The sequence below is a fragment of the Aeromonas sp. 600774 genome, assembly GCF_049175075.1.
GTDB lineage: Bacteria > Pseudomonadota > Gammaproteobacteria > Enterobacterales > Aeromonadaceae > Aeromonas > Aeromonas veronii_A.
The window spans coordinates 1-15164 of sequence record NZ_JAAKUJ010000004.1 but is presented as its reverse complement, the minus strand read 5'-3'; the positions used below and the strand labels follow the sequence as shown (position 1 = coordinate 15164).

Annotated in this window: 14 protein-coding genes, 2 tRNA genes and 1 pseudogene; 9 read left to right on the top strand and 8 right to left on the bottom strand. The window is 58.6% G+C overall.

Annotated features, from left to right (window positions below; all coding sequences use genetic code 11):
* Window positions 1-28 precede the first annotated feature (28 nt).
* On the bottom strand, window positions 29-706 hold the full coding sequence (gene ung / locus G5171_RS05640) for a uracil-DNA glycosylase (RefSeq protein ID WP_421259941.1): 678 nt from the start codon (window positions 704-706) through the stop codon (window positions 29-31).
* 69 nt (window positions 707-775) lie between these two features.
* Complete coding sequence (locus G5171_RS05635) at window positions 776-1453, bottom strand: substrate-binding periplasmic protein (protein ID WP_236344800.1); 678 nt, start codon at window positions 1451-1453, stop codon at window positions 776-778.
* A gap of 429 nt (window positions 1454-1882) precedes the next feature.
* On the opposite strand from G5171_RS05635, the gene grcA reads away from it, so the two are divergent.
* Complete coding sequence (gene grcA, locus G5171_RS05630) at window positions 1883-2263, top strand: autonomous glycyl radical cofactor GrcA (protein ID WP_005343856.1); 381 nt, start codon at window positions 1883-1885, stop codon at window positions 2261-2263.
* A gap of 148 nt (window positions 2264-2411) precedes the next feature.
* On the opposite strand, the gene kdsA is transcribed toward grcA, so the two are convergent.
* The 6 genes from kdsA to hemA form a co-directional block, all read right to left on the bottom strand.
* Window positions 2412-3266, bottom strand: coding sequence for a 3-deoxy-8-phosphooctulonate synthase (gene kdsA, locus G5171_RS05625; protein WP_005334937.1), 855 nt, complete (start codon window positions 3264-3266; stop codon window positions 2412-2414).
* Window positions 3267-3448: 182 nt separating this feature from the next.
* Window positions 3449-4249, bottom strand: coding sequence for a SirB1 family protein (locus G5171_RS05620; RefSeq protein WP_216979294.1), 801 nt, complete (start codon window positions 4247-4249; stop codon window positions 3449-3451).
* Between the two features lie 12 nt (window positions 4250-4261).
* The gene (locus G5171_RS05615; RefSeq protein WP_288729540.1) at window positions 4262-4651 is read right to left on the bottom strand and encodes a SirB2 family protein; all 390 of its coding nucleotides are present in this window, start codon (window positions 4649-4651) and stop codon (window positions 4262-4264) included.
* A gap of 57 nt (window positions 4652-4708) precedes the next feature.
* The gene (gene prmC, locus G5171_RS05610) at window positions 4709-5560 is read right to left on the bottom strand and encodes a peptide chain release factor N(5)-glutamine methyltransferase (protein ID WP_337072546.1); all 852 of its coding nucleotides are present in this window, start codon (window positions 5558-5560) and stop codon (window positions 4709-4711) included.
* A 61-nt stretch (window positions 5561-5621) separates the two neighbouring features.
* Entirely contained in the window at window positions 5622-6710 is a 1089-nt protein-coding gene (gene prfA / locus G5171_RS05605) for a peptide chain release factor 1 (protein ID WP_216979297.1), read from the bottom strand.
* 55 nt (window positions 6711-6765) lie between these two features.
* Window positions 6766-8022 (bottom strand): glutamyl-tRNA reductase, encoded by a 1257-nt coding sequence (hemA, locus tag G5171_RS05600; RefSeq protein ID WP_005343850.1) that lies wholly within the window; start codon window positions 8020-8022, stop codon window positions 6766-6768.
* Window positions 8023-8148: 126 nt separating this feature from the next.
* Here hemA and lolB point away from each other — a divergent pair, with 126 nt between their 5' ends.
* The 8 genes and pseudogenes from lolB to G5171_RS05560 all read left to right on the top strand — a co-directional run bounded on the left by lolB (window position 8149) and on the right by G5171_RS05560 (window position 15164).
* A complete protein-coding gene (gene lolB, locus G5171_RS05595) occupies window positions 8149-8727 on the top strand; it encodes a lipoprotein insertase outer membrane protein LolB (protein ID WP_216979299.1) in 579 nt (192 codons plus the stop codon).
* Window positions 8727-9597, top strand: a pseudogene (ispE, locus tag G5171_RS05590) (4-(cytidine 5'-diphospho)-2-C-methyl-D-erythritol kinase). Before lolB ends, ispE begins: the two are co-directional and overlap by 1 nt.
* Window positions 9577-9651: transfer RNA gene (locus G5171_RS05585), tRNA-Gln, on the top strand. Before ispE ends, G5171_RS05585 begins: the two are co-directional and overlap by 21 nt.
* 186 nt (window positions 9652-9837) lie before the next feature.
* Window positions 9838-10785, top strand: coding sequence for a ribose-phosphate pyrophosphokinase (locus G5171_RS05580; RefSeq protein WP_005343846.1), 948 nt, complete (start codon window positions 9838-9840; stop codon window positions 10783-10785).
* 117 nt (window positions 10786-10902) lie between these two features.
* Window positions 10903-12891, top strand: coding sequence for a bifunctional metallophosphatase/5'-nucleotidase (locus tag G5171_RS05575; protein ID WP_421259940.1), 1989 nt, complete (start codon window positions 10903-10905; stop codon window positions 12889-12891).
* A 218-nt stretch (window positions 12892-13109) separates the two neighbouring features.
* A complete protein-coding gene (gene pth, locus G5171_RS05570; RefSeq protein ID WP_167574292.1) occupies window positions 13110-13700 on the top strand; it encodes an aminoacyl-tRNA hydrolase in 591 nt (196 codons plus the stop codon).
* 61 nt (window positions 13701-13761) lie between these two features.
* A complete protein-coding gene (ychF, locus tag G5171_RS05565; protein ID WP_005343844.1) occupies window positions 13762-14853 on the top strand; it encodes a redox-regulated ATPase YchF in 1092 nt (363 codons plus the stop codon).
* Between the two features lie 234 nt (window positions 14854-15087).
* Window positions 15088-15164, top strand: a tRNA-Met gene (locus G5171_RS05560).

Genomic DNA, 15164 nt, shown 5'->3' with positions numbered 1-15164 from the left:
ACGGTCATTTGTCGCCCGAACTTTGCACTCAATCAAGTGGTTGGCAGACAGATTGCCATTCGATCGGGCTTTTACCCTGCAATTCCAGCAGGCGGTTGGTCTCGGAAAAGTGGCCGCAACCGATAAAACCACGGTGGGCAGAAAGGGGGCTGGGATGGGGTGCCGTCAACACGTGGTGGCGTTGCCGGTCGATAAAACGCCCTTTCTTCTGGGCATGGGAGCCCCACAACAGAAATACCACCCCCTGACAACTGGCATTGATCTGCTCAATGACCCGATCGGTGAAGGTTTCCCACCCCAGATGGGCATGAGAGTGTGCCTGACCGGCCTGCACTGTCAGCACTGTGTTGAGCAGCAGAACCCCCTGTCTGGCCCAGGACTCCAGAAAACCGTGATTGGGTGTGACGAAACCAGGCAGATCCCGCTGCATCTCCTTATAGATGTTGACCAGTGAGGGAGGCGTACGCACGCCGGGCAGAACGGAGAAGCAGAGGCCATGTGCCTGATTGGGGCCGTGGTAGGGATCCTGCCCCAGGATCACCACCTTGACCTGATCCAGTTCGGTCAATTTGAAGGCGTTGAATACATCGGCAGCAGGAGGATAAATCACCTTGCCTGCTTCCCGCTCGCTCCTGACGGTCGCCAGCGTACTCTTGAAATAGTCCTGCTCTTTCTCAGAGCCAATCACATCACTCCAGGTCAGCACCCCGGCCTCCTCACTTGATACGGCGAAGGGCTCAGGATAGGGGGGCAGCCCGCAAGACGCAACCGTAGCTCACACTTTCCAGAGCTTGGCGAGCCGGCCGGAGCGCTCCAGTTTGTGCAGGCCTGCGTTAAACAGCAACATCAAGCGGCGCGCATCGGGATCGGCCTTGCGCATCAGCAAGTATCCCGGTTGCGACCAGATGGGGTCGGCGGCGCCGGTCAGTGATAGCGATTGGGGATGACGAGAGAGTGCCTGCTGAAACAGAACCTGGGCCACCTGCTCATCCATAACCAGATAACGAATACGTCCGGTAAGCAGTTTCTCCATGCTCTCCTCATCGGAGTCGGACCACTCAAGCGCCAGCTCGGATTGCCTTGCAGCAAACCCTTCACCATAAAAATAGCCACGGGTAACCCCGACAGGCTCGTTTTTCAGCTCACCCATACTGACCAATGGCGAGCCGTTCAGCGCAAGCAGACGGGTCGTAAATTTGCCCAGCGATGCAGAGAGATAGAAGTACTGTTCGCGTTCGCGAGAGCGAAACCAGGGCATGGTAATCATATAACGCCCTTCAAGAGTCAGGCTGTATGCCTCAGCCCAGGGGTAGAAATGAAAGCTGACATCGACCCCCTGCTCGGCAAAAGCTTCGCGCACCACCTGACAGAGGAACCCCTGGTTGGGCAGCGACTCACTGATATAGGGCGGCCATTCGCCCACCGCAATGCGTACCGTTTCGGCCCGGACCACAGTCGTGATTGCCCAACAACAGAACAGGGCCAACCATCCCCACTTTCGCCACCTGATATTCACCCGACACTCTCCTTGCTTTCTGCTGAGTGTAGTCAACACCTCAATCCACCGCAGAAAAGCTGAAAAAGATGTAGTTAAATTACTAGATTAAAAAGATAAAAGATGCATAATTAGGATATCTTACAAAATCAGAAAAATGACCTATTTTTGATTCAACTCAATAATTTAATCCCATTTAAATGGCGGTTTATCGATTTTTATTGATCTGGATCAATTTTGGTAATATTACCAACATGGTATATATGACCCCATCAAAGCAAAGGTGTAAGGCAAGGGCCCTTTAAGTCACCGCAATTAACGGTAGCTTAAATACATCAGGGTAATTTCCTTACAGTTGGATTCGCGTTCCCATTGAGGAGTCATACCATGATCAAAGGCATTCAAATCACCCAGGCTGCCAACACCGCCCTGCTGAACTCTTTCTGGCTGCTGGACGAAGAGAAGCAACAGGCTCGCTGCATCTGTGTCAAAGGCGATGCCTTTGCTGCCGATCAGGAGGTAGCACTCTCTGACCTGGGCCAGTTCGAATACCGCGAGCTGCCTGTTCAGGCCGAACCGGCTGTTGAAGGTGGTCAGCACCTGAACGTCAACGTGCTGCGTCGCGAAACTCTGGAAGATGCTATCGAGAATCCGGAGAAGTACCCGCAGCTGACCATCCGCGTATCTGGCTACGCAGTGCGTTTCAACGCCCTGACCCCGGAACAGCAGCGTGACGTGGTTACCCGTACTTTCACCCAGAGCCTGTAATCAGCGTCCTGCAGTGAACCGCTGATATAGCGAGTATCAGCACAAAAAAAACGGCCGGTAGGCCGTTTTTTTATACGAGCTTTTCACTGGGTAAGCACAAAAAAACAAGGCCTCGCATTGCGAGGCCTTGTAATAAGTGCTTGCCCCATCAGGCAGAGGTATCGAGGGGCTCAAAACCCTTGATCAGGTCATCAATGGCCTTCATCTGTTTGAGGAAGCCTTCCAGCTTCTCCAGCGGCAGAGCACTCGGACCATCACAACGGGCAATTTTCGGATCCGGGTGTGATTCGATAAAGAGACCGGCTAGACCGACTGCCATACCGGCGCGGGCCAGCTCGGTCACCTGCTCGCGACGGCCACCGGAGGCGGCACCCAGCGGGTCGCGGCACTGCAGGGAATGGGTCACGTCGAAGATCACCGGATAGCCGCCGGTACTCTTCTTCATCACGCCCAGACCCAACATGTCCACCACCAGGTTGTCGTAGCCAAAGTTGGCGCCACGCTCGCAGAGGATCAGCTGATCATTGCCGCACTCCTCGAACTTGTCGGTGATGTTCTTCATCTGGCTTGGGCTCAGGAACTGCGGCTTCTTGATGTTGATGACGTTGCCGGTGCGGGCCATCGCCTCCACCAGATCGGTCTGGCGTGCCAGGAAAGCGGGCAGCTGGATAACGTCCACCACCTCGGCAACCGGTTTGGCCTGATGGGGTTCGTGCAGATCGGAAATAACCGGCATGCCGAAGGTCGCTTTCAGCTCCTGAAAAATCTTCATCCCCTCTTCCAGACCCGGACCACGGTAGGAGTGGATGGAGGAGCGGTTGGCCTTATCCCAGCTCGCCTTGAAGACAAACGGGATGCCCAGCTTGCTGGTCACTTCCACATACTTCTCGCATACCGCCATCGCCATATCGCGGGATTCCAGCACGTTCATGCCGCCAAACAGCACGAACGGTTTGTCATTGGCAACATCGATCTGGTTGATCTTGATATTCTTCTGTTCCATCTAAGACTTCCTTAGTGAAGGGGCCTGAAGCCAAGTTAATCCGTTGCGACCGGACGCAGCGGCCTTGATATTCTTCTGTTTCGACTCCAAGACATCCTTAATGAAAGGGCCTGAAGCCAAGTTAGTCCATTGCGACCGAACACAGCAGCCTTGGTATTCTTCTGTGTCAGTTTCAAGCGTCCTTAATGAAGAGGCTTGGGGCTAAGATCCAGCGCAGCCAGTTGCACTTTCAGCACATCGGCTACCGGATCGTCCGGGCATTGCTCAATAAAGTATTCGAAATCGTCGGCAGCCTGGCGCGGGCAATCGAGCTGCTCGTAGATAAAGCCGCGATCCCGCGTCTCCAGGGGATCGCCGGGCTTCATCCGTAGAAGTAACTCGCTGCAGCGCAGAGCCTCGGGCATGCGATCTTCCCGCAGCAAGGCCCCCTTGCTGACGTTGAGCAGCCGTTCGATGATCTCCCACTGGCCAGAGGGCTGCAGGTAGTCCGGGGTCAGGGTGGCCAGATCGCCGAGCGCACCGCGCAGCAGCAGTTCAATACGGGCTAGGCTCAACTCGTCGCCGGTAAAGGGGTCGACATAGACCTCCCCTTCGCCACCAGCAAAGCTCACCAGGAAGTGACCCGGGAAACAGATCCCCTCCACATCGAGACCAATCTTGCGTCCCAACTGGATGATCAGGATACCGAGGCTGACGGGTATTCCCTTACGCTGCAGCAGCACCTGATTGATGTCGCAGTTGTCAGCCGAGAAATAATCCTGCCAGTCGCCGTAAAACCCGAGGCTCTGATAGAAACCGCGCAGCAGTTGCTGGCGCACCTCGTCGCAGGTCCCCTCTTCGATCTGCTCATCCAGCCACTCATCCAGCAGCTGCAGCTCGCGGATCCCCTGCTCGGCCGAGCCATAGATTTCATCGCTGACCGCCAGGGCCAGCTCGGTCAGCTCATGGGCTTCAAAATCGGTCCATTCGTCTATACGTAACATGCTTTTCATGCCTTAACCGAACAAACTCGCCTGTTTGAGCACTGCCAACTTGGCAATAAAGTAGATCCAGCCGAGCGCCCCCAGAAAGGAACACCAGCGCACCAGATTGCTTTTGGCCAACCGCAGCGCCATCGCCGCCAGAAAGACCAATACCAGGATCCCCGTCAACTTCTCGCTGAGCCAGGGAATGCCGTTATTGAGCGGGTTGAGACCCAGCACCACGCAGAGCAGTATGCCGGAGAGCACCACCAGTCCGTTGAGCAGACCGCTGGTTTTCAGCACGGGTGCGCTGAATGCCCGAGCGGAGCCGGCCTGAACCCAGTAAAAACGCAGCATAAACATCAGCACTGCCCCGCCAATCAGGGTGAGATGCAGATGTTTGAGCAAAAGATAGCTGTTCAATGTCAATCCTCGATGCAGAAGCCTCACCCCTGCCCGTCAAACTGGTAGTAAAGGGAGTCAGCAGGTCGGGCACATGCCCAGAGTGACCCGCTCGTTCTCCCCGTAATCACGCACCGTGGTTACGCTGCGATAGCCCAGATCCTGCAACAGCTGGCGCACCACCATCCCCTGATCCCAGCCATGTTCCAGCAGCAGCCACCCTTCGCAGTGCAGATGGGCCGGGGCATGGGTCGCAATATGGCGGATATCCGCCAGCCCCGATTCGTCCGCAACCAGCGCCGAGCGAGGTTCAAAGCGCACGTCACCCTGCTCGAGATGGGGATCGGCGCCGTCGATATAGGGGGGATTGGAGACAATCACCGCAAAACGTGGCGTCTTGTCGCGATCCGGCTCACCAAAGGGTTCGAACCAGCTGCCATCGCGCACCTCGATGGGTAACCCCAGCGCGGTGCTGTTCTCGCGGGCCAGCGCCGCGGCATCTGCCATCCGATCCACCGCCCACACATCAACTTCGGGCCGCTCGGACTTGAGCGCCAGCGCGATGGCACCTGTGCCGGTACCCAGATCCAGCACGGCGCAGGGCCCTTGCGGGATCTTCGCCAGCGCCTGTTCCACCAGCACCTCGGTATCGGGGCGCGGGATCAGGGTCGCTGGGCTCACTTTCAACGGCAACGACCAGAACTCCCGCTCGCCAACGAGATGAGCGATAGGCTCGCCGTTGAGACGACGGGCCAGCCACCCCTGCAGGATGGCCTGCTGGTCGGCATCCAGCTCACGCTCGGGCCAGGTCATCAGATAGCTGCGACGACAATCGAGCAGATGGCAGAGCAGTGCATCGGCATCGGCGCGGGGGGATTCCCCGCCCGCCAACACAGTCATGATATGGGCGCGGGCCTGCTGGATCTGCATCAACGCTGCCCTACCTTAATCGCGCTCTTCTGAATGCGAGCTTGCCGGTACTGCACTTGCATCAATTGCTCTCGGCCAAGGAGGCAAGCTGGTCGGCCTGATACTCCTGCACCAGCGGCGTGATGACGCAGTCCAAGTCCCCTTCCAAAATTTCGGAGAGACGGTACAGGGTGAGATTGATGCGGTGCTCGGAGAGACGGCCCTGCGGATAGTTGTAGGTCCGGATGCGCTCGGAGCGATCGCCGGAGCCCACCAGATTGCGGCGAGTGCTCTGCTCGGCGGCGCGGTGGCGCTCATCCTCGGCCGCTTGCAAGCGGGCGGAGAGAACTGACATCGCCTTGGCGCGGTTCTTGTGCTGGGAGCGCTCGTCCTGACACTCCACCACCAACCCGGTCGGCAGGTGGGTGATGCGGATGGCCGAGTCGGTCTTGTTGACATGCTGACCACCGGCACCGGAGGCGCGGAAGGTATCGATCTTCAAGTCGGCCGGATTGATCTCGATCTGCTCGGCTTCCGGTACTTCCGGCAACACGGCGACGGTACAGGCGGAGGTGTGCACTCGCCCCTGGGATTCGGTCTCCGGCACCCGCTGCACCCGGTGGCCACCGGATTCAAACTTGAGACGGCCGTAGACGCGCTCGCCATCGATCTTGGCGATCACCTCCTTATAACCACCATACTCCCCGTCATTACAGCTGACGATGGAGACGCGCCAGCCCTGACGCTCGGCAAACCGTGAATACATGCGGAACAGGTCGCCTGCAAAGATGGCCGCTTCGTCACCGCCGGCACCGGCCCGGATTTCCAGATAGCAGTTGTTGTCATCCTTGGGATCCTTGGGCAGCAGCATCACCTGCAGCTCCTGCTCCAACACCTCCAGATTGGCCTTGGCGAGCGGCAGCTCCTCCTGCGCCATCTCCCGCAGGTCGGCATCATCCTCTTCCAGCATCATCTGGGTCGTTTCCAGATCATCCTGCGCCTGACGAAAACGCTGGAAGGCGTGAACGATATCTTCCAGCTGGGCATATTCGCGGGTCAGGGCGCGATAGCGCTCCTGATCCGAGACCACGTCCGGCTCGCCGAGCATGGCCTGAACTTCTTCGTGGCGCTCGATGAGGCCTTCCAGCTTTCTGATCAGTGACGGATTCATAACTCTTGCTATCTCGAATGGAGGAGAGGGCCACCAGCATGGCAGCCCCGAACAATTACTCTTGTGACAATCCCAGTGCCTGTCGCAACCGGGACAGCGTACTCTCGTCGCCCCGGGAGGCCGCCTGGCGCAGGGCCTGGGTCGGTGCATGGATCAACTTGTTGGTGAGGCGGTGGGCCATCGCCTTGAGCGCCTGCTCGGCACTCTCACCCTGAGCCAGCGCCTGCAAGGCGCGCTGTAGCTCTTCATCCGCCACCTGTTGGGAGTGATGGCGATAATCGCGAATAAGGTCAACCGACCGCTGGCCGCGATACCACCCCATAAACTCGTCTCGTTCCTCCTGCACGATCAGCTCGGCCTGTGCCGCAGCTCGTTTGCGGGTCTCCAGATTCTGCTCGATGATCCCCTGCAAATCGTCCACCGTGTAGAGATAGGCGTCGGAGAGCTCGTCCACTTCAGCCTCTATGTCACGCGGTACGGCGATATCCACCAGAAACATCGGCTTGAAACGACGAGCCTTGAGCGCCCGCTCCACCATCCCCTTGCCGATGATGGGCAAAGGACTGGCCGTCGAGCTGATGACGATATCTGCCTCGTGCAGATAGTCGGGGATCTCTTCGAGCGTCATCACCTGGGCGCCAAATTCGGCCGCCAGGGTCTGGGCGCGCTGCAGGGTGCGGTTGGCCACCATCATCCGGGTGACATTCTGCTCGCGCAAATGGCGAGCCACCAGTTCGATGGTCTCTCCAGCCCCGACCAGTAACACCCTGGTCTGGGAGAGATCGGCAAAAATACGGCGACCAAGGCTGACAGCGGCAAACGCCACCGACACGGCACTCGCGCCAATCTCGGTATCGGTACGCACCCGTTTGGCCACCGAAAAAGATTTCTGGAACAGCCGCTCCAGCGCCCCCTTCACCGATTCCGCCTGCTGGGCATGTGCGTAGGATTGCTTGATCTGCCCCAGGATCTGCGGCTCCCCCAGCACCAGCGAATCGAGCCCGCATGCCACCCGCATCAGGTGGCGTACCGCCTCTTCGTCATGGTGTTGATAGATGGCACTAACCAGCTCGGCAGCATCCAGCCCGTGGAATTGCTGCAGCCAGCGCAACACCTCGCCCTGCTGCTCGCCATCCAGATTGCAGTAAAGCTCGGTACGGTTGCAGGTGGAGACGATCACCGCCTCGTTGATGCCGGGCTGGTTCACCAGCTCACGCAAGGCGCGATCGATGCAGTCCGGGCCAAAAGCGACCCGCTCCCGCAAGGCGACACTGGCGGTGTTGTGGTTGATTCCGAGGGCAAGCAAACTCATGAGTGGGCGACGATCATTTCTTACGCTGGGTGCAAAGGCTGCCAATTGTACGAGAAAGGGTAAGTCTTTAAAAGCAATACGGCCGCCCCTTATACTGTGGCAAATTTCTCTCTCTGGAGCCTTGCCGTGCTGCTGCGTATTTTTACCCTCGCCTGTCTGTTAATCCTTGGCGGTTGTGCCACTACCCAACCCCAGCGTGACCAGGTGAACTGGAACCAGGAGCGGACCCGTCTCGAGCAGCTGACCCACTGGCAGCTATCCGGCAAGATGGCCATCATCACGCCCCAGCAAAAGGGCAGCGCCCGTCTCAACTGGCAGCAAGATGGGGAGGATTATCGCCTCAACCTCACCAGCCTGATCGGCACCAGCATTCTCGAGCTATCCCGCAGCAAGGGGGAGATCACCCTGCTCGACAGCGACGGCAATCGCCACCAGAGCCAGGATGCCGAAGCACTCATCTATCAACTGACCGGCTGGAATATTCCGGTCGCTGGATTGCCAGAGTGGATCAAGGGGCTGCCGGGTCAGGCGGAGTTTGAACTCAACCCCGACAGCAGTCTGGCCAGCGTGCGCGACGGCCAGTGGCAGATCGTCTATGGCGATTATCGGGATCAGGATGGCTACCGCCTGCCGCACCAGCTGACCATGACCGGCCAGAACAGCCGCCTCAAGCTTCAGATCAACCAATGGACTCTTGCACGTTAATGGCTTCCACACGCTGGCCGGCACCGGCCAAACTCAACCTGTTTCTACACGTCAATGGCCGTCGTCCCGATGGCTATCACGAGCTGCAGACCCTGTTTATCTTCCTCAACCACAGCGACTGGCTCGAGTTCGAGGTGATACCTGATAGCAACACACTCACCCTGAGCCCTGCCATTCCCGGGGTGCCGGATGAGCAGAATCTGATTATCCGGGCGGCTCGGCTGCTGCAGGCAACCCTGCCGAGCCCGCAAGGGGCGAATATCAGGCTGGAGAAAGTGCTACCCATGGGCGGCGGCATTGGCGGCGGTTCGTCCGATGCAGCAACCACGCTGGTGGCGCTTAACCACCTCTGGCAAGCGGGTTTGAGTGAAGATGAACTGGCAGCGCTTGGCGTCCAGCTGGGGGCCGATGTGCCGGTGTTTGTCCGTGGCAAGGCGGCCTTTGCCGAAGGAGTGGGCGAGCGGCTGCAACCGGTCGAACTGCCCGATGCCTGGTATCTGGTGCTCAAGCCCGATTGCCATGTGGCGACCGCGGCCGTATTCCAGGATCCGGACCTGCCGAGAGCCACGCCGAAAATGGCGCTGGACAACCTGCTGGAAGGCGAGTGGAAAAACGATTGCGAATCACTGGTGAAAAAGCGCCACCCCGAGGTTGCCAATGCGCTCGGCTGGTTGCTAGAATACGCGCCGTCAAGAATGACGGGCACAGGAGCCTGCGTCTTTACTCAGTTTGAAGACGAAGTGACTGCTCGGGAAGTGTTGGCCAGAGTGCCGAAGGGGTTGGATGGGTTTATCGCCAAAGGCGAGAACATATCACCACTCCTCGCCACTTTGCAACAGCTCAAATGATTGGGGTATCGCCAAGCGGTAAGGCAGCGGGTTTTGATCTCGCCATTCCTAGGTTCGAATCCTAGTACCCCAGCCAATTTGATATGATGGCAGTGATGCGGGTGAGGTCGTGCTCGCCCACACTCAAGGGCTCACCCCCCTTCAGTCATCCCGATGCAGCCAATCCCTTGCTCGTTATCTGGCTAAATCGTTTGCCCCAAAACGATAAGGGTCTGATTTCAGACTCCCCCACATACTGGATGCAACCCCGAGGTTTCAAACCGTGCCTGACATGAAGCTGTTTGCTGGTAACGCAACGCCGGAACTAGCCCAGAAGATCGCAGATCGCCTGTTTATCAAACTCGGCAATGCTGCCGTAGGTCGCTTTAGCGACGGCGAGATCAGCGTACAGATCAATGAGAATGTACGTGGTGGCGATATCTTCATCATTCAATCCACCTGTGCCCCGACCAACGACAATTTGATGGAATTGATCGTTATGGTGGATGCTCTGCGTCGTGCTTCAGCTGGCCGTATCACTGCCGTTATCCCCTACTTTGGTTATGCCCGTCAGGACCGCCGCGTCCGCTCCGCCCGTGTCCCCATCACCGCCAAGGTTGTCGCTGACTTCCTCTCCAGCGTCGGTGTGGATCGCGTGCTGACCGTTGACCTGCATGCCGAGCAAATTCAAGGTTTCTTCGACGTTCCGGTAGACAACGTGTTCGGTAGCCCGGTGCTGCTGGAAGACATGAAGTCCAAGAACCTCGAGTCTCCTGTCGTCGTCTCCCCGGACATCGGTGGCGTCGTGCGTGCCCGCGCCATCGCCAAGCTGCTGGATGACACCGACATCGCCATCATCGACAAGCGCCGTCCCCGCCCGAACGTCTCCCAGGTCATGCACCTGATCGGTGACGTTGCAGGCCGCGACTGCATCATCGTTGATGACATGATCGACACCGGCGGCACCCTGTGCAAAGCCGCAGAGGCCCTGAAAGAGCGCGGTGCCAAGCGTGTATTCGCTTACGCCACTCACCCGGTATTCTCTGGTTCCGCCGTCGAGAACATCAAGAACTCCGTGATCGATGAACTGATCATCACCGACTCCATCCCGCTCACTGCGGAGATGAAAGCGGTCGGCAAGGTCAAGCAGCTGACGCTGTCAACTGTACTGGCCGAGGCCATTCGTCGCATCAGCAACGAAGAGTCCATCTCTGCCATGTTTGAGCATTGATAGATTCAGCAATAACGAAAACCGCCATCAGGCGGTTTTCGTCTTTCTGGACCTTCTCTTTCCAACTTTCTGCTATCTGGTACGACCCTGCCCCCCGGCAGGCTTAAGGATTTACCCATGAATTGCTTGCGTCCCCTCCTGCTCGCGACCCTCACCTCCGCCCTGTTCGCCTGTCAGCCCGCCAAAGAGAACCCGCCCTTCGTGCTGACTCTGGCTCACATGAACGACACCCACTCCCAGTTTGATCCGGTCAATGCCGAGATCAAAGGGCAGATCTTTGCCCAGCAGGGGGAGACGGATACCCTCTATACCCGCTTTGGCGGTTACCCGCGCCTGCTGACCATGGCGAAAGCCTATCAAGCCGATGCGCTGGCCAAGAACCAGCCCTTGCTGCTGCTGCACGGCGGTGATGCCTGGCAGGGCAGCGGCTACTTCAAACTCAACGAGGGGATGGCCAACGCCGAGTTGCTGAGCCAGTTCGGCCTCGATGCCATGGCGCTGGGCAACCACGAGTTCGATCTGGATAACCAGAAGCTGGCCCGCTTCATCGAGGGGGTCAACTTCCCGGTGCTGGCCGCCAACCTCGACACCAAGGCCGATCCGGCCCTCAGCAAGGCTGACAACCTCAAGCCCTTCGTGGTCTACGCCTTTGACGGCAACCAGAAGAGCCCGGTCACCGATCTCGACAACCTGCCGCAAGGCAAACAGCTGGTCGCCGTCATCGGTCTAGTGCTGGAAGACATGGGCAATATCGCCCCCAACGTCGGCAAGCTGCGCTTTGGCAAAGAGGTCGCCTCGGCTCAGGCCACGGTCGACATGCTGCAAGCCAAGGGGATCCACCAGATCGTGGCCCTGACCCACATCGGCAACGAGCGGGATCTGGCGCTGGCGGCCAAGGTAAACGGCCTCGATGCCATCGTCGGCGGCCACTCCCACAGCCTGCTCGGCGATTTTCGCAACATTGGCTGGGGCAAGACCGGCGATTACGCCAAGCTGGTTACCAATCCGGATGGCATCGGCAAAACCTGCGTGGTGCAGGCGGGCTCCTACGCCCAGGCCATCGGTCTGGCACAGGTGACCTTTGACAGCCAGGGTCAGGTGACCGACTGCCAGGGCCACAACAGCCTGCTGGCCAGCCGCGATTTCTTCGCCGATGCGGCGCGCAAGCAAGCACTCGACGAGACCCGCAGCAAAGAGGCAAGCCAGTTTGTCGACAACCAACCCAATCTGGTGACCGTGGATGAAGATCCGCGCCTGCGCGGCATCATCGACAGCCACTACAAACCGGCGCTGGAGCAAGCCTACGGCCCGGTGATCGGTACCATCCCCGAGCAGCTGCAAAATGCCCGTCGCCCCGGCGACAACGGCAGCGACAGCCACGGCTCAGATGTAGCGCCGCTGGTTGCCGAAGGGGAGTTCTACTGGGCCAATACCCCAGCAGTGCAAGCCCTGACCGGCGGCCCGGTCGATTTTTCTCTGGTTGCGGTGGGCGGCGTGCGCGCCGACCTGCCTGCTGGCGAATGGCGTGAGGGGGATAGTGCCCTCACCCTGCTGCCGTTCAAGAACCAGCTCTCGGTGCTGACCCTGACTGGCGCTGAGGTGCGCACCCTCTTGACCGAGACCATCACCGCCACCCTGCCCGCCAGCGCCCATGCCGGCAAGTTCCCCTATGGCGGCCACCTGCGTTACACCTTCCAGGAGACCGACGCAGGCAAGGCGGGCACCCTGACCCAATTGCAGCGCAAGACCGCAAGCGGCGAATGGCAAGATCTGGTGGATAGTCAGCGCTATCGGGTGGTGATGAACGCCTACAGCGCCAACGGCAACGATGGCTGGCAGGCACTGGCCAATGCCCAGCGCCACCGGAGCGAGCGGGTCGACATCGCCAGCGTCAATGGCAAGCTGACCGCCTTCCCGGTGCTCAAAGTGGCACAAAATGGCGAGTTGCTCGGCGCCGTCTACGCCCCGGGCCAGGCCCTCGATTGCAAAGCCAGCGGCGTGGATTGCGGCACCGATGCAGCCTCTTTCGTGGAGTATGTGCGCGATGCCCGTCCCACCCTGACCGTACTGGATGAAGAGACCGTCACCCTGCTGCGTACCAAATAACGACGATAGTCAACCGGGCACAATCCATCGGTAAACTGAAACGGGCCTCTTGCAAGAGGCCCGTTTGCCCACAGTTAGCCACCCATTGGCCGCAATAATGCTGCAAATCCCGCCATAACATGCGCACTGGTTGAGTGATCGCCACTCGGCGGCTAGAATATTGCGTCCTATTGCCCTGGGTAGTGTGCCCACGGCAGCTGCGAGTGAAGACATCAAGCGTGACAAGCGAAATCAAACTGATCGTCGGACTGGGCAACCCCGGCCCGGAATATGCCAAGACCCGCCACAACGCGGGCGCCTGGTATGTGGAGCAACTGGCCCGCTGGCACAATGTCAGCCTGCGTGAAGAACCCAAGTTCTTCGGCCATACTGCCCGCATCCTGGTCGAGGGGCAGGATGTGCGGCTGCTCATCCCGAACACCTATATGAACCTCTCTGGCAAGGCGGTGGCCGCACTGGCGCGTTTTTATCAAATTGAGCCGGAAGCGATGCTGGTGGCCCATGACGAACTGGATCTGCCGCCAGGCATCGCCAAGTTCAAGCAGGGTGGTGGTCACGGTGGCCATAACGGCCTCAAGGACATCATCGCCAAGATGGGCAACAACAATAACTTCTTCCGGCTGCGTCTCGGGATCGGCCATCCCGGCAGCAAAGAGCAGGTGGCTGGCTTCGTCCTGACCAAGGCCCCCAGCAGTGAACAGAACCTGATCGACGCCGCGCTGGACGAGTCCCTGCGCGCCACCGATATCCTGTTCAAACAAGATATGACCAAGGCCATGAATCGCTTGCACAGCTTCAAAGCCGAATAAAGCATGACACGGGCCGCCTACGGGCGAGCCTCACAGCATCCATCAAGTAAGGTAACAATCCATGGGTTTTAAATGCGGTATCGTGGGCCTGCCCAATGTAGGCAAATCCACCCTGTTCAACGCACTGACCAAGGCCGGTATCGAAGCCGCCAACTTCCCGTTCTGCACCATCGAGCCGAACACAGGTGTGGTGCCGATGCCGGATCCCCGCCTCGATCAGCTGGCTGCCATCATCAATCCGCAGCGCGTTGTACCGACCACCATGGAATTTGTGGACATCGCCGGTCTGGTTGCCGGTGCCTCCAAGGGTGAAGGTCTGGGTAACCAGTTCCTAGCCAACATCCGTGAAACCGAAGCGATCGGCCACGTAGTGCGCTGCTTCGACGACGAGAACATCATTCACGTTGCCGGCAAGGTCTCCCCTGCTGACGATATCGAAGTGATCAACACCGAGCTGGCCCTGTCGGATCTGGACGCCTGCGAGCGCGCCATTCACCGCCAGTCCAAGCGCGCCAAAGGCGGCGACAAGGATGCCAAGCTTGAAGTAGAAGTGCTTGAGAAGATCAAGGTCGCACTGGAAAACGGCCAGATGATCCGCGGCATGAAGCTGGATAAAGAAGAGCTGGCCGCCGTGAGCCACCTCAACTTCCTGACCCTGAAACCAACCATGTATATCGCCAACGTGGCGGAAGATGGCTTCGAGAACAACCCCTATCTGGACAAGGTGCGTGAAATCGCCGCCGCCGAGAACGCGGTCGTGGTCGTGGTCTGCTGTGCCATCGAAGCCGACATCGCCGAACTGGACGACGAAGATCGCGCCGAGTTCATGGCTGACCTTGGTATCGAAGAGCCGGGCCTGAACCGCGTGATCCGCTCCGGCTACCAGCTGCTCAACCTGCAGACCTACTTCACCGCCGGTGTGAAAGAGGTGCGCGCCTGGACTATTCCGGTCGGAGCTACTGCCCCGCAAGCGGCTGGCAAGATCCACACTGACTTTGAAAAAGGCTTTATTCGCGCCCAAACCATCGCTTTTGAAGACTTTATTACCTACAAGGGTGAGCAAGGCGCCAAGGAAGCGGGCAAGATGCGCGCTGAAGGGAAAGATTACATCGTCAAAGATGGCGATATCATGAACTTCCTGTTCAACGTCTAATCCCATGACAGGCCAGCATTTGCTGGCCTGTTTTTTATCGAGCAGAGTCAGCTATCTGCCAGTCATGCTTTAAAAAAAACCAGATTGTCGGGCTTTTGCGCAACAGAGGCCAATATCTGGTCAAACGCACTCAAATTGCGTTTTTCTGGCAAAAAAAGGGTTGACGCCCCAGAGCCAGATACGCATAATTCGGCCCGCACGGTGACGAGGCAACGACTCACCGGAAGCAAGGTTGGCTATGTAGCTCAGTTGGTTAGAGCATCGCACTCATAATGCGGGGGTCACAGGTTCGAATCCCGTCATAGCCACCA